Genomic DNA, 16,371 nt, shown 5'->3' on the forward strand with positions numbered 1-16,371 from the left:
TAGTAGGGTTTATGATTACTTATTCTAGCACTGATATTAGGATAAAATCAAACTGAAAGATACAACTCATTAATTGTATTATAGTTCTTGTTCTGAGGTAGATTTGCTGACTTGTAAAACGATAAGTTTTACCATACTATGAAGTTAGGTGTATAGAAGGAGTCTACCTCCACTCAAGTAGAATACTAGTATCATTCCAACTCCACTTGCGGTTGAGATCTCACGATTATATAAATCGGTATAAGGACTTGATATTATTTTTAAGCTCATCATAGACACTACAGCAATTTCCTATTCAATTAGAAAAAGTCATAGGGCCAAGTATGTTAGTATATCGATTAGCGAAGATGGAGTACATGTCGTGGCTCCTATTTCGATGAATGACACTGAAATTATCTCGCTTGTTGAAAAAAAGAGGCATTGGATCATTAATAAATATGAGAATTATCACCAAAGGCTATTGCAGTTACCAGTAGAACGAGAGTTTATTAGTGGTGAAAAGCTCTTATTTAAGGGTGACAGTTATCCATTGAAAGTGATTGAATCTAAAGGCCGTTTCACAAACGTGAATCTAACTGACGGTCAATTACTAGTGGAGATCAAGGTGGGTTTACCATTTGATATAAGACGCGAGGAGATTCGGAGACACTTAGAGAAGTGGTACATAAGAGAAGCAAGAGAATTAATCCTTGAGAGACTAGAATTCTTCTCCGGGATAATCGGAGTTAAGGTAAACAATGTAAGGCTCAAGAATCAGAAAACAAGATGGGGAAGTTGCTCTCAAAAAGGAAATCTAAACTTTAATTGGAAGCTTGTTATGGCCCCACTAGAAATAGTAGACTATGTTGTTGTGCATGAACTTTGCCATTTGAAGCAGATGAATCATTCTGCAAGATTCTGGTTGCTCGTTGAAAACCAGATCAGAGATTATCGGAAAATGCGAAAATGGTTAAAGGAAAATGGTGCTAAATTATATTTCTAGAAATTTTGACATTTGGGGGTTTTAACATTGGTCAAATGGGTGAGAGTTCTATTAGTTAAAGAGGGTAAGGCTCCAGAGGTTTGCGAACTACCGAATAACCTAAAAGCTTTAGAATTAACAGTACGCGGTTATATAGAGACGATTGAAATCGACCGTTCTGGATGCGTAATTATTTACAATGGGATAAATAAGTTTACAGAAAAACCTGTTACTAGGGCGGAAATCAAAGGGACATTTATTATTGCACGCGTGAACCCTCCAGAGCTTTCGTCCCTTAATAATGAGGATATTGAAATCTTAGCTAACTCCTATAAATAAACGTCAAAAAGATACTCCAAAGTTATTAAACAATGTAAAAGGCCTAGGTAGTTAACCTAGGCCATAAGCAGTTACAGACAGGGTCTTGGTGGTTTTGGAGGGATAGGTGGTCTAGGTTCTCTTCGGAGTATTTCTAATAGTTCCCATATAATTATTAATAATAAGATAATAATGATGATTAATGCTGTTAGAATCATATATACTTCACTCCTTTATTTAGGTCCCTAAGAATGTGGTTCTCGTACATTCTATGCAGCATGTCTGCTGGATGTTAATGGAAGACTTATAGTGGATTTGTAAGGTATCATTAGACGAGTAGATATCAAAATGAAATCCAACTATAAATAAGTGGGTCAAAGGAGAGTAAAAAGCAAAAAAAGGGCTTCCATTTAAGGAAACCCTTTATACCAATAGTCGGTGCAAGGTGATTTCGAACACTTCCGATCCAAAGCGAGATCGATGGAAAGTTGAAGCCGTTCGACATTAAGCTCGAGTTGGGTACTTGTTAGTAGCTTTTTGGGAAGATGTAAGAGAAGGAGAGCCGTTAAGTTCTCCTTCTAATTTGTTTGTCTTTGTTCATGTTTTTCTGGTTGAGCTGGCACTAATCCTTGCGTTTCATGTAATAAGGCTTGCCTTTTTAACTCACTAAAATTATCTTCCAGCTGAGTATATTTATCTTTAAGCTGTTCTGATTTACCGGTCCAAACCATGCTTTTAATTTCCTCGTTGATCAAGAAAAACGCCTCCTTAAAATATTATCCCATAACAGTATTTCCTCATTTTTTAGAATAATGATTGGGATATTTTATGAATTAAGAAAAGGAAACCTCTGCCCGGCTCTCCATTTATATTTGAACGGAAGTGAGTTTGATATACCATTCTTGGCTCATATTTGATGCGAGAATGGTCTCTGGTCGTATGGAAGGTCGTATTAGTCAAAAAAATAAAGGGCTTCCATTTAAGGAAACCCTGTGATACCAGTGGTCGGGGCGAAGTGATTCGAACACTCGGCCTCTTGGTCCCGAACCAAGCACGCTACCAAACTGCGCCACGCCCCGTAATATTTAGAACGTTTATTATAATAGCAAACGGCTGCAATCCTGTCAACCTCTAATTTTCGACTACTGTTGTTCTACAGAGCGTAAGTCGACATCTAGAGAAAAAAATGAATGACACCTCATTGCCTAATATGTGATTATATTGTACAATGAAGTTGAAATATTTTAGTATAGTCCTATTGTTCTAAAAATTTAGATAAATTATTTATATCTTACATCTTGTCTTATTCAACAGGCGGTTGTTCTCCCTCTACAACCAAACCACACACAAGTCTTACCCTTCTGGCATTTGTGTGGGCTTTGTTGATTGCTACAGATTTTATTTTAGGATATACTTTAGACACCTATAAGTTACCAAAAATATTAAGAGGTGTTTATAAGAAGAGGGAGAGATAAGAATTGAAAAAAATTGGGATTGTAATGGATTCTACCGGATATCTACCGAAAGATATCCTTGAACAATTTCAGATTCGAGTTATACCTCTCAACGTTAATGTTGGGGATGAAATGTTTTTTGAAACTGAACTAACAAATGTTGTTTACTTTGAAAGGTTAAGTCATATCACTGGCTTATCGACAACTTCGCAACCTTCTGTTGGCGCATTTTTGGAAGCTTATGAATCCCTGTTTTCGGAAGGTGTCGAGGATATTGTAAGCATTCATATCTCATCGGCAATAAGTGGAACCTTTCACTCAGCCCAGATGGCCAAGGACTTAGCCTCTAACCCTAATATTCACCTCTTCGATTCTATGTCCTCTGCTCTGGGGCTTGGTGTTCTAGCGTGGGCAGCGGCGGAATGGGCTGAACAAGGCATGAGTGCAATACAAATCATGGTTCAGCTTCAAAGCTTAAAACAACAGACAGAGCTCTACTTTATAGTTAATACTCTTGAAAACTTACGAAAAGGCGGTCGAATTGGTGGAGCTGCTGCCCTCGTAGGGACTTTACTTCAGATAAAACCAATTCTTTATTTTAATTCGAAAGGACAAATTGATGTTTTTGATAAAGTGCGTTCACGTTCAAGAGCTTGGCAACGTGTACTCGAAGAACTTAATCGTGCATTATCTTCAGGAAAACGTTACCGCATTTGTATTATGCACGTCAATATACCTGAGGACGGTAAGAATCTCCTGAACGAATTAAGGGCCCGCTTTCCAGAACATGAAGTTCGCTTGTTTGAAGCTGGTGCTGTTATTGCTACACATGTCGGACAAGGAGCCTTTGGACTTACGTTTCATCCTTGGCCAAACCTATAAGATTCTTCCGCAAGGAAGTTGTGGCTTTCATCGAAATAGCCTTTAAAACGACTGTTAATTCAGACGAAAAGATTGGGTGAATTGCATGTTAGAATACAACAACTTGCGGAGTATATATTTAGCGTTGCAAGTACAGAAATGTTCTACCTTGAGTATAGGTTTAGCTGATGGTATCATATTGACAACTAATGACCAATATGCTAAACTTCATAACAAGTGAAAATAATCACTAATTCCACAAATCATTAACCATTGACACTTTGTTATGCTTAATTTGTTTCGGTGGGGGAGACAACCTATGAAGTAAACGCATTCGACTTTAGTAAAACGAGTTTACTTCGAAATAGACAACCCCTAAAAGGGAAAATGATCTTTCTAAACGAATAGTAATTATATAGGTTCTAATGTAAACTCAAGGCAATTAAATGAAGAAGTTGTTTGCATTAAATTGAATATTGAGTAAATTCTGAAAATTTAAATCTTTATTTAATAACTGATTTTTGTAATGAAATTAATAAATTCAAAAAAAACAGAATATACACAAATAAATTCCGAAAGTATGCAGGATTAATCAAACAAAAAAAGAATATACTCTTAATAAGCTTTTTAAATCGTAGGAGAACTTTATCAATACTCATAGAAGGAGTGGATGCCCGTTGAAAATTGCAATATCTGGCAAGGGTGGAGTAGGCAAAACTACCTTTGCAGCGAATTTAGCCCGTTGGCTTTCGCAAAAAGGGCTCACCGTTTTGGCAGTTGACGCGGATCCAGATGCAAGTCTTGGAACAGTCTTGGGAATCTCCGACGATGTACTTGTAGATTTAAAACCAATTGTGGATATGAAAGAATTGATTGAAGAGAGAATGGGTGGAAGTGGAACCTATTACCCTCTAAATCCCAATGTGGACGACATATTAGATGATTATTGCGTATCCTTAGGAGCTCTTCGCTTTTTCCGCATGGGAAACATCAAAGGAGGAGGGACCTCTTGTTATTGTAAGGAAAACAGCTTTCTTCAGGCCTTGGTCAATTCACTAATCCTTGGAGAACAAGATACCGTTATCTTGGATATGGGCGCTGGGATAGAGCAACTCACTCGCGGTACAGCCCTTGGCGTCGATGTCTTAGTCATAGTCACTGAACCGTCTAAAGTTAGTGTTCAGACTGTAAAAGTCATTCAAAAACTCGCTCTTGAGTTGGGAATCCCACATGTGGTTGTCATTGGTAATAAAGTGCGCAATCCCAAAGAAGAAAATTTTCTTAGAGACCACTTTTCTACAGAAGAGCTGATTGGCGTCATCCCTTACAGCGACGAACTGTTGGAAATGTCCATAAATACAGGCAGTGACGAATTGCCTGGAGGGTCTCTTGGAGTTCAACTTAATACAATCTATCAAAGAATTGTGGATGAAGGGAGATGACAAAGCTTAAGCCTAGTAGAAAACAGTATGAAAAGAGATCTTAAAAAAGAGGAGGGTGTTACATGCCTAGATATCGGGATTTAACCCATACCGCTCGACCGTCGGACGCTCCACGAGTCGTAGATCCTAAGAATCCGATTCGTACGACAGACCCTGGTGCCCTACAAATGTTAGAAATGATTAAGGAAAGAAAAATAGAGACCGTTTACGACCGCGTCGTTGCACAACAACCGCAGTGTACGTTTGGATATAATGGAATATGTTGCCGAATCTGTATTGCCGGACCCTGTCGTGTGAAAAAAGAAGAAGGTCCTGGAAGTCGTGGGATCTGTGGAGCAACTGCATACACCATTGTTTCTCGTAATCTAGTTCGAATGATTGCTGGAGGTGCCGCATCCCACTCAGAGCACGCACGACACGTTCTGCATACCGCGCATTCTTTAGTTGAAGGACATGCTCCAGATTATGAAATCAAATCACCTGCTAAACTCATTAAATTAGCTGAAAAATTAGGGATTGCTACATTGAATCGTGGGAACATGGAAATACTCAAAGATGTTGTAGAGCTTGGGTATGCAGATTTTGGTCGCTATCAAGATCGCCCGCTAGCTTTTCTAGACTCCTTCTTGACTGAGGGACGACGAAAGAAATTCCACGAAACAAATATCATGCCTAGAAACATTGATGGATCAATTACCGAGCTTATAGCACAAACAGCTATGGGCGTTGACAGTGATCCTGTAAATATCATCTTTGGGGGTCTTAAAAGTTCTCTTGCCGACTTAGGTGGGGAATATATTGGCACGAATCTCAGTGACGTTTTATTTGGAATCCCCGAGCCCATCGTCTCTGAGGCCAATCTAGGAGTAATCAACCCCAAAATGGTAAATATTGCTGTTCATGGACACAACCCAGTTCTGAGTGAAATGGTTGTTGCTGCTGCACGAGTTATGAAAGAAGAAGCCATTAAGGCTGGAGCCGAAGGGGTCAATATTGTCGGGATTTGCTGTACTGGTAATGAACTACTCATGCGCGAAGGAGTTTATCTTGCAACCTCTTCCGCCTCGCAGGAAATGGCCATCTTGACTGGTGCCTTAGATGCGATGGTCGTTGATATTCAGTGTATCTATCCCGCTGTGCAAACAGTTGCGGAATGTTTCCATACTAAGGTTATTACAACGGAAGCTATTATGAAAATCCCTGGTGCTCAGCATATCGCCTTTGATACAACCACTGCTATGGAGGATGCCAAGAAACTTATTAGCATCGCTATTAAGGCCTTCAAAAACCGGGATCCTAAGAAGGTCTCAATTCCTAGCGAAAAACACAAACTTGTCGCTGGGTTCAGTCTAGAAGCACTCACGGAAATTTTCTCCAAGATTTGCCCTGAACGACCAATTTCTGTGCTAACAGATGCTATCCTAAGTGGGCAACTCAAAGGGGTCTGTCTCATGGCGGGATGTAACAATCTTAAACGGGCCCAAGATGAATCTCACCTCATTGTCTTGAAAGAACTTGTGAAAAATGATGTTTTAGTTATTTCCACGGGTTGCTCTTCAGGAGCCTTTGCTAAGTTTGGTCTAATGTCACCTTTAGCAGTTGAAGCTTATGCTGGTGATGGACTTAAGGCGTTCTTTAAAACACTGGAAGCTGCAAATCCCCAGTTAGCAACTGGTCTGCCATTAGTATTCCATATGGGATCTTGTGTGGATAACAGCCGTGGAGCAGATTTGGCCGTCGCAATGGCTAATGAACTTGGCGTCGATATTCCGAAGGTTCCTTTTGTAGCATCTGCCCCAGAAGCAATGCATGAAAAAGCTGTCGCGATCGGTTCTTGGTGTGTTTCCCTCGGGTTACCTACTCACGTAGGATCTCTGCCTCCGCTAGAAGGAAGTGACCTTGTCTATGGAATCGCGACCCAAATTGCCCATGACGTATTCGGTGGTAATTTTATTTTCGAAGTAGACCCTAACATTGGTGCGAAAAAACTTCTGGATGCACTAGAGTACCGGACCTGGAAGCTTAGTGTTCATAAAAAGACAGCTGAAAAGAATAACACGCCACTAGCCCAAGGTTGGTAAGAAAGGAGGAACTTATATGTCAATGGATGCTATTTACGCAGAGGCAATTAAAGATCCGAATATTCAACCTAAGAAACTGTTACGTAAAGCTTTAGATGGCACAATTATTGCCATGACTTATGCAGAAATCCTTCTGAATCGTGCTATTAAAGACTTTGGAACCGAGCAAATTGTAGGCTATCCGGATACCGCCTACCACCTCCCGGTCATCACGTGTCTTTCTGGCGAAAAAATTACAAAACTGGGTGAACTAGTTCCAATACTAAACCGCATGCGGAGCCAAATTCACACAGGTCTTACCTTTGACAATGCAAGGCTTTGGGGTGAATCCGTTCTTTATGCCGCAGAAATCATTGAGACACTTAACTATCTACGTGGAGAAGAACCTAAAACAAAACCTTGGACTGGATTTTTAGGTGATCCGATTGTTCGGAAACATGGGATTAAGATGGTAGACTGGACTATCCCTGGTGTTGCTGTAATTCTCGGTCGCGCCAAAGATTCCGCATCTGCGAAAAAAATTGTCGATAATCTGATGAGTAAGGGCTTTATGATTTTCCTCTGCGATGAAGTTATTGAGCAATTACTTGAAGAAAACGTCAAAATTGGGGAAGACTATATTGCGTTCCCATTAGGAAACTTTACTCAAGTAATTCATGCAGTAAACTATGCATTCCGTGCAGGTCTTGCTTTCGGTGGGATTCCGGCTGGTGAACGAGAGAATCACCGTGATTATCAACGTCGCCGTATTCGTGCTTTCGTTCTTCATCTGGGAGAATTGGATGATGTTAAAGTTGCTGCTGAAATGGGCGCAATTTTCATGGGCTTCCCAGTCTTGACGGATCAGGTGCTAAGCGAAGAAATGCAAATTCCTGATTGGTATATTTCTGAGCCTGACTATGAGAAAATCATCCCCTTAGCTATGGAGATTCGCGGAATTAAATTGACGAACATCGAAATCCCTATTCCAGTAAACTTCGGGCCTGCTTTTGAGGGAGAAACCATCCGCAAAGCAGAAACCTACGTGGAATTCGGTGGCGGACGAACAACAGCTTTCGAACTCGTTCACATGGTCGGTCCGGATGAAATCGTTGACGGTCAGGTCACGGTTATTGGACCAGAGATTGATACTGTTCCAGAGGGATCCAAACTCCCATTGGGCATTAAGATCGACATTTTTGGACGTAAGATGCAGGCGGATTTTGAAGGCGTTTTAGAGCGCCGAATTCATTACTTTGCCAACTATGGAGAAGGTATTTGGCACGTAGCCCAAAGAGATCTGTGCTGGGTACGGATTTCCAAAGATGCTAGAGCAAAAGGCTTCTTAATTAAACACTTAGGCGAACTGCTGCTCGCAAAGTTAAAACAGGAATTCCCCGCTATCGTTGACCGTGTTCAAGTAACCCTTATTACCGACCAAGCAGCCGTTGAAGAAGGGCTCGTTTTAGCTCGAGAAGTATATCGTGCTCGTGACGATCGTATGAGGAGCTTGACGGATGAGTCAGTAACAGACTTTTATTCCTGCTTGCTTTGTCAGTCTTTTGCACCGAACCATGTCTGTATTGTTACTCCAGAACGGGTCGGCTTATGTGGAGCTGTTAGTTGGTTGGATGCCAGAGCATCTTTTGAAATTACACCGAACGGCCCTAACCAACCCATACCGAAGGGTCCTGCAATGGATGAACTGAGAGGTATGTGGCAAAGTTGTAATGAATACCTGTTCAAAGCCTCGAACAACACATTGGAAGAAGTTAATCTCTATACGTTAATGGACAAACCAATGACCTCGTGCGGTTGCTTCGAAGCCATCATGGCCATCGTTCCTGAGGCCAATGGTCTCATGATCACTACCCGTGAGCATTCAGGAATGACTCCTTGCGGTATGACCTTCTCCACGCTCGCTGGAACCTGCGGTGGTGGAATGCAAACTCCAGGATTTATGGGGATTGGAAGAACCTACCTCCTCAGTAAAAAATTCATCCCTGCGGATGGTGGACTTGCCCGTATTGTCTGGATGCCAAAAGAATTAAAAGAATTCTTACGTGAAGACTTTGTTCAACGCTCCATCAACGAAGGTTTAGGCGCAGACTTTATCGATAAGATCGCCGATGAGTCCGTTGGAACCACGGTAGAGGAAATTATTCCGTTCCTTGAGGAAAATGGACATCCTTGTTTTGCACTTGAATCACTAATGTAATTACCTGGAGACGCCAAGGTCTTGCTACTACATTAAATTAAGGCCTTGGCCGTCTACTTACTTAAGTCGATGTCAATTAGAAAGGGGTTTCAAAATGGCTCTAACAGGTTTAGAAATCTATAAACAATTACCCAAGAAAAACTGCGGAGAATGTGGAGTACCTACTTGCTTAGCCTTTGCCATGGCTTTGGCTTCAGGCAAAGCAGCATTGGACGCTTGTCCTTATGTTACGGAGGCTGCGCGTGAAGCTTTGGATTCTGCTTCTGCCCCTCCAATCAAAGCTATTAAATTTGGTAAAGATTCTGTTCTCGGAGACGAAACTGTCCTTTTCCGTCATGATAAGACGTTTTATCACCCTACTACCTTGCTTATCTATGTATCTGATACCTTAAGTGACGAGGAATTGAGTGCAAAACTTCAGGAAATTAAAGGCTTAGAGTTTGAACGCGTTGGTCTCCAATACACAATAGATGGAGTAGCTATCGTCAATGATTCCAACGATGCTGCGCGCTTTGCAAAAGTTGCTGCTACTGTAGCTGAAAGTACTGACATTTCCTTACTTTTACTCAGTGATAATCCCGAAGCTGTCAAAGCAGCCCTGGCACCACTAGTAGCCCGTAAACCACTCATTGGAGCAGCAACGGCCGATAACTATGAAGCAATGGTTAACCTGGCCAAAGAAAACTCAGTTCCTGTCATCATCAAAGCAGACGGACTTGATGCACTCAACGATCTCGTTGAGAAAGCCGTAGCTTTGGGTTATAAAGAGTTTGTCCTAGATCCAGGTTCAAGAAAAACTGTTGAAACGTTAGCAAATTTGACCCATCTGCGTCGGTTGGCTATTAAAAAGAAATTCCGACCTTTTGGTTATCCAGTCATTGCCTTTACTAGTAATACTGAACCACTGGAAGAAATCATGGAAGCAACTGTATATGTCGCCAAATATGCCAGTGCAGTGGTTCTGAAAACCAGTGTCAAAGCCCATGTGCTTCCTCTAATGACTTTAAGACAAAATATCTATACTGATCCGCAGAAACCGATTCAAGTTGAACCGACATTACATTCAGTAGGGAATGTCAACGAGAATTCTCCATTGTACATTACTACGAATTTCTCCTTAACGTATTATAGTGTTGAAGGCGAAGTAGAAACCTCCAAGATTCCGAGCTATATTCTACCTATTGATACTGACGGAACATCCGTGCTCACAGCATATGCCGCTGGAAAATTCGAACCTGAAAAAATTGCTGAAGCGATGGTTGCTTGTGGTATTGCCGACAAAGTAAAACATCGTAACGTTATCATTCCAGGCTATGTTGCTGTGATCTCAGGCAAACTTGCGGAAGTATCTGGCTGGAAGGTTGTCGTAGGTCCACGGGAATCTAGTGGAATTGTTTCTTTCTCCAAATCCCTATCTTAAAATCACCCTTTAAGGGTGTACACCAACTGCCTAGTAGTGAGGAAGTGAAATAATGCCCCCATTTCAAATAAAATTCATGCCCGAGAACCGTATTATTGATGCTGATTCCGGCACATCTCTGCTCCAAGCAGCTGCTAAGGCGGGAATATATATCAAATCAGGGTGTGGTGGTAAGGGAACGTGCGGTGCTTGCAAGGTCGTTGTTTTAAGTGGAGATCCCTTAGTGACTGGAACCGGAAACTTAACACCTGACCAAATTTCCGCTGGAGTCCGGCTAGCCTGCCAAACGACGATTCAAGGAGATTTGACAATTGAGGTGCCTCCAGAGTCTCGGTTACAAGAACATCAGGTCTTAATGGGGGATGTCCAAAAAGGGATCTTACAAGAAAGCGGACATGATTTACTTGAAAAGTTTGGGCATCACCCACTTGCCACTAAGCAGAGGATTTCCCTCTCTGCGCCGACCTTGACGGCTAACACGAGTGATTGGGCCCGTCTACAATTGGAACTTCGACGTGTCCTAAAAGCAGGAGACAAGCCGATCAATATTCCTTTATCCATCCTCAAGAACTTGCCAGAGTCACTTCGTAAAGCAAAGTGGGATTTGTCGGTCACCTTGACCGATACTGACACAGGCTTGACTGTCACTCACGTAGAACCTGGGAATGACCACCCCCCTTATGGATTTGCTATTGATATTGGTACGACAACTGTTGTCGTGTACCTGATCAATCTCTTGACTGGAGAGATTGATGACCAGCAGGGTTCCTACAATAAGCAGGCAAAATTCGGTGATGACGTTATTTCCCGGATAGTGTATGCAGTAGAAGACGCTGAGCACTTGAATGAGATTCAGCACACGGTCATTGTTACCATCAACGATCTAATTGACAAGATTCTTGCTCGTCAATCATTGACTCGTTACAACGTCGCGTGCGCTATGATCGCTGGCAATACGACTATGACACAATTGTTTCTGGGTGTAGATCCGCGCTACATTCGTTTAGAACCCTATATTCCTACTATGACGAGCGTTCCCTCTGTTCCTGCTAAGGATATTGGGTTGCATATGATTCCTGAGGCCTTGGTACATTGTTACCCCTCGGTAGCAAGCTATGTAGGTGGGGATATTGTAGCCGGAACACTAGTTACGGATCTAGCCAATGGGGAAGATATTATCCTCTTCATTGACATAGGGACAAACGGGGAAATTGTCCTCGGCAACCAGGACTGGCTTGTTGCCTGCGCTTGTTCTGCGGGACCAAGCTTTGAAGGTGGTGGCATAACGTTTGGTATGAGAGCCATGCCAGGGGCTATTGAAAGGGTCATCATTGACCCAGATAGCTTGGATGTTTCGCTTAAGGTGATCAGCAACAGTCTGCCTGTTGGAATATGTGGTTCAGGGCTTGTGGATTGTGTGTCAAAGCTACTCGGTGCAGGCATAATCGATCGTGCCGGGAATTTCCAGTTGGGGCATCACTCAGGCTCGGAACGCCTAAGAGCTTCAAGCGACGACAAAGAATTTGTGTTGGCATGGGCTCATCAAGCCGGTGGCGAAAAAGACGTGGTCATTACTGAAAATGATGTCAAGAATATTATTCGTGCAAAAGGGTCGATCTACGCTGGGATCCGATCGTTACTGAACATGGTCGCAGTGGATATTGAAATGATCAGTAAGATTGTCATTGCCGGTGGGTTTGGTAACTACCTCAATGTTCATGATTCTGTTCAAATTGGCCTGCTCCCAGATCTTGAACCAGAGCTATTTGAATTTATCGGAAATGCTTCCGTTAAAGGAGCTCGTCTCGCCTTACTTTCTCAGAATGCATGGCGAGAAGCTGAAGAACTAGGCCGTAAGATGACTTATGTTGAGCTATCCGTTGGAGCGACCTTTATGGACGAGTATGTTTCAGCCCTGTTTTTGCCCCATACCGATTTATCCCTATTTCCATCTTGTCAATAACGTTATAAATGGAGGTCGTCTTATGGCAAAGGCAAAGTATATAGCAGTTGCTGGTAAAGGTGGAGTAGGAAAAACCACGTTCACAGCGTTATTGTTAAGGCAATTAGTTAGCCAACAAAAAGGTATTTCAATTCTCGCGGTAGATGCTGACCCCAATGCAAACCTTGGGGAAGCTCTGGGACTTACTGTCACTGCAACGATTTCTGAGTTGCTAGAACAAAGTAAAGATCCCAAAGCGATTCCTGCTGGGATGCCGAAGAATATCTTCATTGAATATAAACTTCAGCAGTCCTTAGTGGAGTCTAAAGACATTGATCTACTTGTCATGGGTGGTCCGCAAGGAGCTGGGTGTTACTGCTACCCCAATGATCTTTTGCGCAAATATCTTGAGACCATTGGAGAAAACTACGACTATGTTGCAGTGGATTCTGAAGCAGGCCTAGAACACATTAGCCGACGTACCATTCCCCACATTGATTGTATGTTCGTAATCAGTGATTCTTCTGCTCGAGGCATTCGGTCAGCAGGCCGAGTACACGATCTCATACGAGGACTAAAGTCCGCTGTGGAGACCATATACTTGATCGTAACCAAGAGCACTGAGGGAAGTATGGAGTCCTTAAAGGAAGAAATTGAACGTACAGGACTGACCTTAATTGGAGATATTCCCTTAGATCCTCTGGTTGTGGAATATGACTTGGCAGGAAAACCATTATTCGATTTGCCTGATGATGCCGTCTCGGTCAAGGCTGTTGAAAGCATTTTGCACCGTGCCGGGATCTTTAACTAGAAAGGAGCGAACTTCATGCCCGTAACATTAGTAAAAGAAAGATATTCCAGTAAAGTTGGAGAGGTAGTTCTCGGAGCAACTCCTGAACAAGGAGGAACAAGAACTGCTACAGTGACCGTCGGGGGGGATAGTGCCTTACCTTTTCTTCACTTTGAGGGTCAAACGATTAACCGTCCAGTTATCGCCATGGAGGTTACAGATGTTGTTCCCACATGGAGCGACATAATTACTAAGCAAATTGGCGATGTCATCAACGACCCTGCTGCATGGGCTAAAAAATGCGTAGATGAGTTTGGCGCAGATCTCATTTACTTAAAATTTAACGGAGCAGACCCTGAAGGAGAAAATCGTTCGCCTGAAGATTGTGCTCGTATCGTTAAAGAAGTCTTGGCTGCCGTTGGAGTTCCTCTTGTCGTCGAAGGGTGTGACGATTCAGCAAAAAACAATGAAGTAATCACGGCTATTGCAGAAGCTGCTACAGGAGAAAACCTCCTAATCGGTATTGCTGAGCAGGATAACTACAAGTCCATTGCGGCTGCTGCGATGGTTCATAAACATACTTTGATTGCTCGTTCACCTTTGGATATTAATATTTGCAAACAGCTTAATATTCTAATCAACGAAATGGGTTTACCTTTGAACAAAATTATTATTGACCCAACTGTTGCAGGCCTTGGATTCGGCATCGAGTATGTCTATTCTATTATGGAACGAGCACGCCTTGGAGCCTTAGCCAATGATAAAATGCTCTCCATGCCGATCATTTGTACCGTCGGCTACGAAGCCAATCGTTGTAAAGAGGCCTATGCCTCTGAAGAAGAGTTTCCAGGCTGGGGAAATCTCGAAGACCGTGGTGTGCTTTGGGAAGCGGTAACAGCTTCTGGTGTGCTTCAAGTTGGAGCTAGTATCCTTGTAATGCGTAACCCTGCAGCAGTTAAGTTAGTTCAAAAGAACATTGCGGATTTAATGGGCTAATAAACCCTAGGCCATATAATTTATTAACTCTTTTAAACAAAGAATATGAAAGGTTGTGACCGAATGCTAATTTTTGGCGAACGGATAAATGGGATGTTTACTGATATTGGAGATGCACTTCGTAACAAAGACCCAAAACCTCTACAATATTGGGCAGTGAAGCAAGAAGAAGGGGGAGCTCACTACCTCGATGTTAACTCGGGTCCAGCCATTCCCACTGAGGAACGTGTCGCTGCTTACGAGTGGATGGTTAATGTCATTCAAGAAGTTTCCCAATTGCCTCTCGTCTTAGACTCGACTAACTACAATGCAATCGAAGCTGGTTTGAAAGTTTGTAAACGCCCTGCGATTATCAACTCTTGCCCAGCAGAACAAGTAAAAATCGAACGTGTTTTCCCTATGGCTATTCAATATAACGCTGGTGTTATAGGCTTAACAATGGACAAAAAAGGAATCCCTAAGGATGCTGATAACAGGGTTGCCTTTGCTATGGAATTAGTAGCAGCCGCAGATGAATACGGTCTACCTATGGAAGATCTTTTCATCGATCCTCTTATTCTCCCTGTAAACGTAGCTCAAGAGCATGCACCAGAAGTTTTGGAATCCCTACGTCAAGTAAAAATGTTGGCAAACCCAGCACCACGTACGGTACTTGGTCTATCCAATGTTTCTCAAAAATCACCAGATCGAAACTTAATCAATCGCACCTACCTGGCTATGGCCATAGCGTCAGGTCTTGATGCTGCCATCATGGATGCCAATGACGATGACCTTGTCGATGTCGCTGCGACATGCCAAATCCTACTTAACAGGAGCATATATGCGGATTCCTACCTAAAAGTATTCCGCACTCGCTAATAGTCTACGGCCTATCAAAAAGCTCCTCGGAAATTATTCCGAGGAGCTTTTTATGAGGAATTTTTCGTTAAGTACTGTGAGTTATTTACTTGGCATATTATTCATACCTTCAAGGATACAAGCATAGCTATCAACAGATAAATAATCTGGAGGTGGCAAACCATGGAAGCATATTATCATAGTGATCCTCGATTAGAAGAATGGATAAATCAAATTACTGAAAAGATTTTTACTGTATGCCTACTAACAGGGGTTGATTCGGAAGTAGAGTTTCAGAGAGGCTCTGAAATTGTAACCAATGTTGCTAATCTATTACAAGGAATTTCAATCTTTCCAACAGAATTTTTAGAAGATGGACTTAAGCAACTCCTTGAACAACAACTACCAGACTCTCGAGTTATTAGTAACTTTCCTTTATTCCAAGACACCATGAATAAAATGATACGTAAAGGTATGATCAAGGCAATTGACACCCTAAATAAGGAAAATATGAATACTTTATCTTCATCAGATCAGAGTACTCATGATATAATAGAAGCACTAAAAGAGGAGACAGGAAGCTCTGTGAATTTATTGAGTGACGAACTCGATACCGAAGGTGTATTAGCTGCTCTTGCTTCAATCAAAACTCAACTCATACTTGAATCTAAAGTTGAGCCACAAGCTCTTGGGCTAGAAGAGTTCGTAGCTACTTCTAACGATCCTTTAATTCCTACTAAAGTTTATGGGATTGTACGTAAGACGAAAGAGCCTGAACAGGCAGAGCGTCTCAAGCACGTTTTAAGCACCATTTTTCCAAACATCTCTATTTCTTGGAACTTGAACTTAATGGGTCAAACATTTCTGGCCCAGGTGGAGGATATTCTAATTTGTCTTCATAATCCCGAGCAGCCTTGTAGTGTTGAAAGGCTTAATAAGGAAGGTTGGAAGGTCTACGAGTGCAGTATAGATGATCTTATGTTTCCCCGTAGATTAGAGAGAGGAATCAGACAAGTCCAACGTTTTGGGAAGCAACATAAAATTGAATAGCTTATAAGTAATTTTCTGAAAT

The 16,371-nt window shown here is 42.0% G+C and carries 13 protein-coding genes and 1 tRNA gene; 12 read left to right on the forward strand and 2 right to left on the reverse strand.

Annotated elements, in window-relative coordinates; translation table 11 throughout:
• Positions 1-331 precede the first annotated feature (331 nt).
• Together E4K67_RS17860 and E4K67_RS17865 are read left to right on the forward strand one after the other, a co-directional pair.
• Positions 332-982 (forward strand): M48 family metallopeptidase, encoded by a 651-nt coding sequence (locus E4K67_RS17860; RefSeq protein WP_274594897.1) that lies wholly within the window; start codon positions 332-334, stop codon positions 980-982.
• A gap of 27 nt (positions 983-1,009) precedes the next feature.
• On the forward strand, positions 1,010-1,300 hold the full coding sequence (locus E4K67_RS17865) for a DUF3846 domain-containing protein (RefSeq protein WP_135549118.1): 291 nt from the start codon (positions 1,010-1,012) through the stop codon (positions 1,298-1,300).
• A gap of 557 nt (positions 1,301-1,857) precedes the next feature.
• On the opposite strand, the gene E4K67_RS29820 is transcribed toward E4K67_RS17865, so the two are convergent.
• Together E4K67_RS29820 and E4K67_RS17870 are read right to left on the reverse strand one after the other, a co-directional pair.
• Entirely contained in the window at positions 1,858-2,034 is a 177-nt protein-coding gene (locus tag E4K67_RS29820; protein ID WP_158408514.1) for a hypothetical protein, read from the reverse strand.
• Positions 2,035-2,281: 247 nt separating this feature from the next.
• Positions 2,282-2,358: transfer RNA gene (locus E4K67_RS17870), tRNA-Pro, on the reverse strand.
• Between the two features lie 399 nt (positions 2,359-2,757).
• On the opposite strand from E4K67_RS17870, the gene E4K67_RS17875 reads away from it, so the two are divergent.
• The 10 genes from E4K67_RS17875 (at position 2,758) to E4K67_RS17920 (ending at position 16,349) form a co-directional block, all read left to right on the forward strand.
• Positions 2,758-3,615, forward strand: coding sequence for a DegV family protein (locus E4K67_RS17875; protein ID WP_135549120.1), 858 nt, complete (start codon positions 2,758-2,760; stop codon positions 3,613-3,615).
• A gap of 656 nt (positions 3,616-4,271) precedes the next feature.
• The gene (locus tag E4K67_RS17880; RefSeq protein WP_135549122.1) at positions 4,272-5,036 is read left to right on the forward strand and encodes an ATP-binding protein; all 765 of its coding nucleotides are present in this window, start codon (positions 4,272-4,274) and stop codon (positions 5,034-5,036) included.
• A 62-nt stretch (positions 5,037-5,098) separates the two neighbouring features.
• On the forward strand, positions 5,099-7,117 hold the full coding sequence (gene cooS, locus E4K67_RS17885; RefSeq protein WP_135549124.1) for an anaerobic carbon-monoxide dehydrogenase catalytic subunit: 2,019 nt from the start codon (positions 5,099-5,101) through the stop codon (positions 7,115-7,117).
• Positions 7,118-7,133: 16 nt separating this feature from the next.
• Positions 7,134-9,314: an acetyl-CoA decarbonylase/synthase complex subunit alpha/beta gene (gene acsB, locus E4K67_RS17890; RefSeq protein WP_135549126.1), complete on the forward strand. Its 2,181-nt coding sequence runs from the start codon at positions 7,134-7,136 to the stop codon at positions 9,312-9,314.
• A 94-nt stretch (positions 9,315-9,408) separates the two neighbouring features.
• Positions 9,409-10,734, forward strand: coding sequence for an acetyl-CoA decarbonylase/synthase complex subunit gamma (acsC, locus tag E4K67_RS17895; protein WP_135549128.1), 1,326 nt, complete (start codon positions 9,409-9,411; stop codon positions 10,732-10,734).
• Between the two features lie 52 nt (positions 10,735-10,786).
• Positions 10,787-12,697 (forward strand): ASKHA domain-containing protein, encoded by a 1,911-nt coding sequence (locus tag E4K67_RS17900; protein WP_135549130.1) that lies wholly within the window; start codon positions 10,787-10,789, stop codon positions 12,695-12,697.
• Between the two features lie 22 nt (positions 12,698-12,719).
• On the forward strand, positions 12,720-13,487 hold the full coding sequence (locus E4K67_RS17905; RefSeq protein ID WP_135549132.1) for an ATP-binding protein: 768 nt from the start codon (positions 12,720-12,722) through the stop codon (positions 13,485-13,487).
• A gap of 15 nt (positions 13,488-13,502) precedes the next feature.
• On the forward strand, positions 13,503-14,462 hold the full coding sequence (locus tag E4K67_RS17910) for an acetyl-CoA decarbonylase/synthase complex subunit delta (RefSeq protein WP_135549134.1): 960 nt from the start codon (positions 13,503-13,505) through the stop codon (positions 14,460-14,462).
• A gap of 63 nt (positions 14,463-14,525) precedes the next feature.
• Positions 14,526-15,320, forward strand: coding sequence for a methyltetrahydrofolate cobalamin methyltransferase (locus E4K67_RS17915; protein WP_135549136.1), 795 nt, complete (start codon positions 14,526-14,528; stop codon positions 15,318-15,320).
• 162 nt (positions 15,321-15,482) lie between these two features.
• On the forward strand, positions 15,483-16,349 hold the full coding sequence (locus tag E4K67_RS17920) for a hypothetical protein (RefSeq protein WP_135549138.1): 867 nt from the start codon (positions 15,483-15,485) through the stop codon (positions 16,347-16,349).
• Positions 16,350-16,371: the final 22 nt, after the last annotated feature.

The organism is Desulfosporosinus fructosivorans (genome assembly GCF_004766045.1).
GTDB lineage: Bacteria > Bacillota > Desulfitobacteriia > Desulfitobacteriales > Desulfitobacteriaceae > Desulfosporosinus > Desulfosporosinus fructosivorans.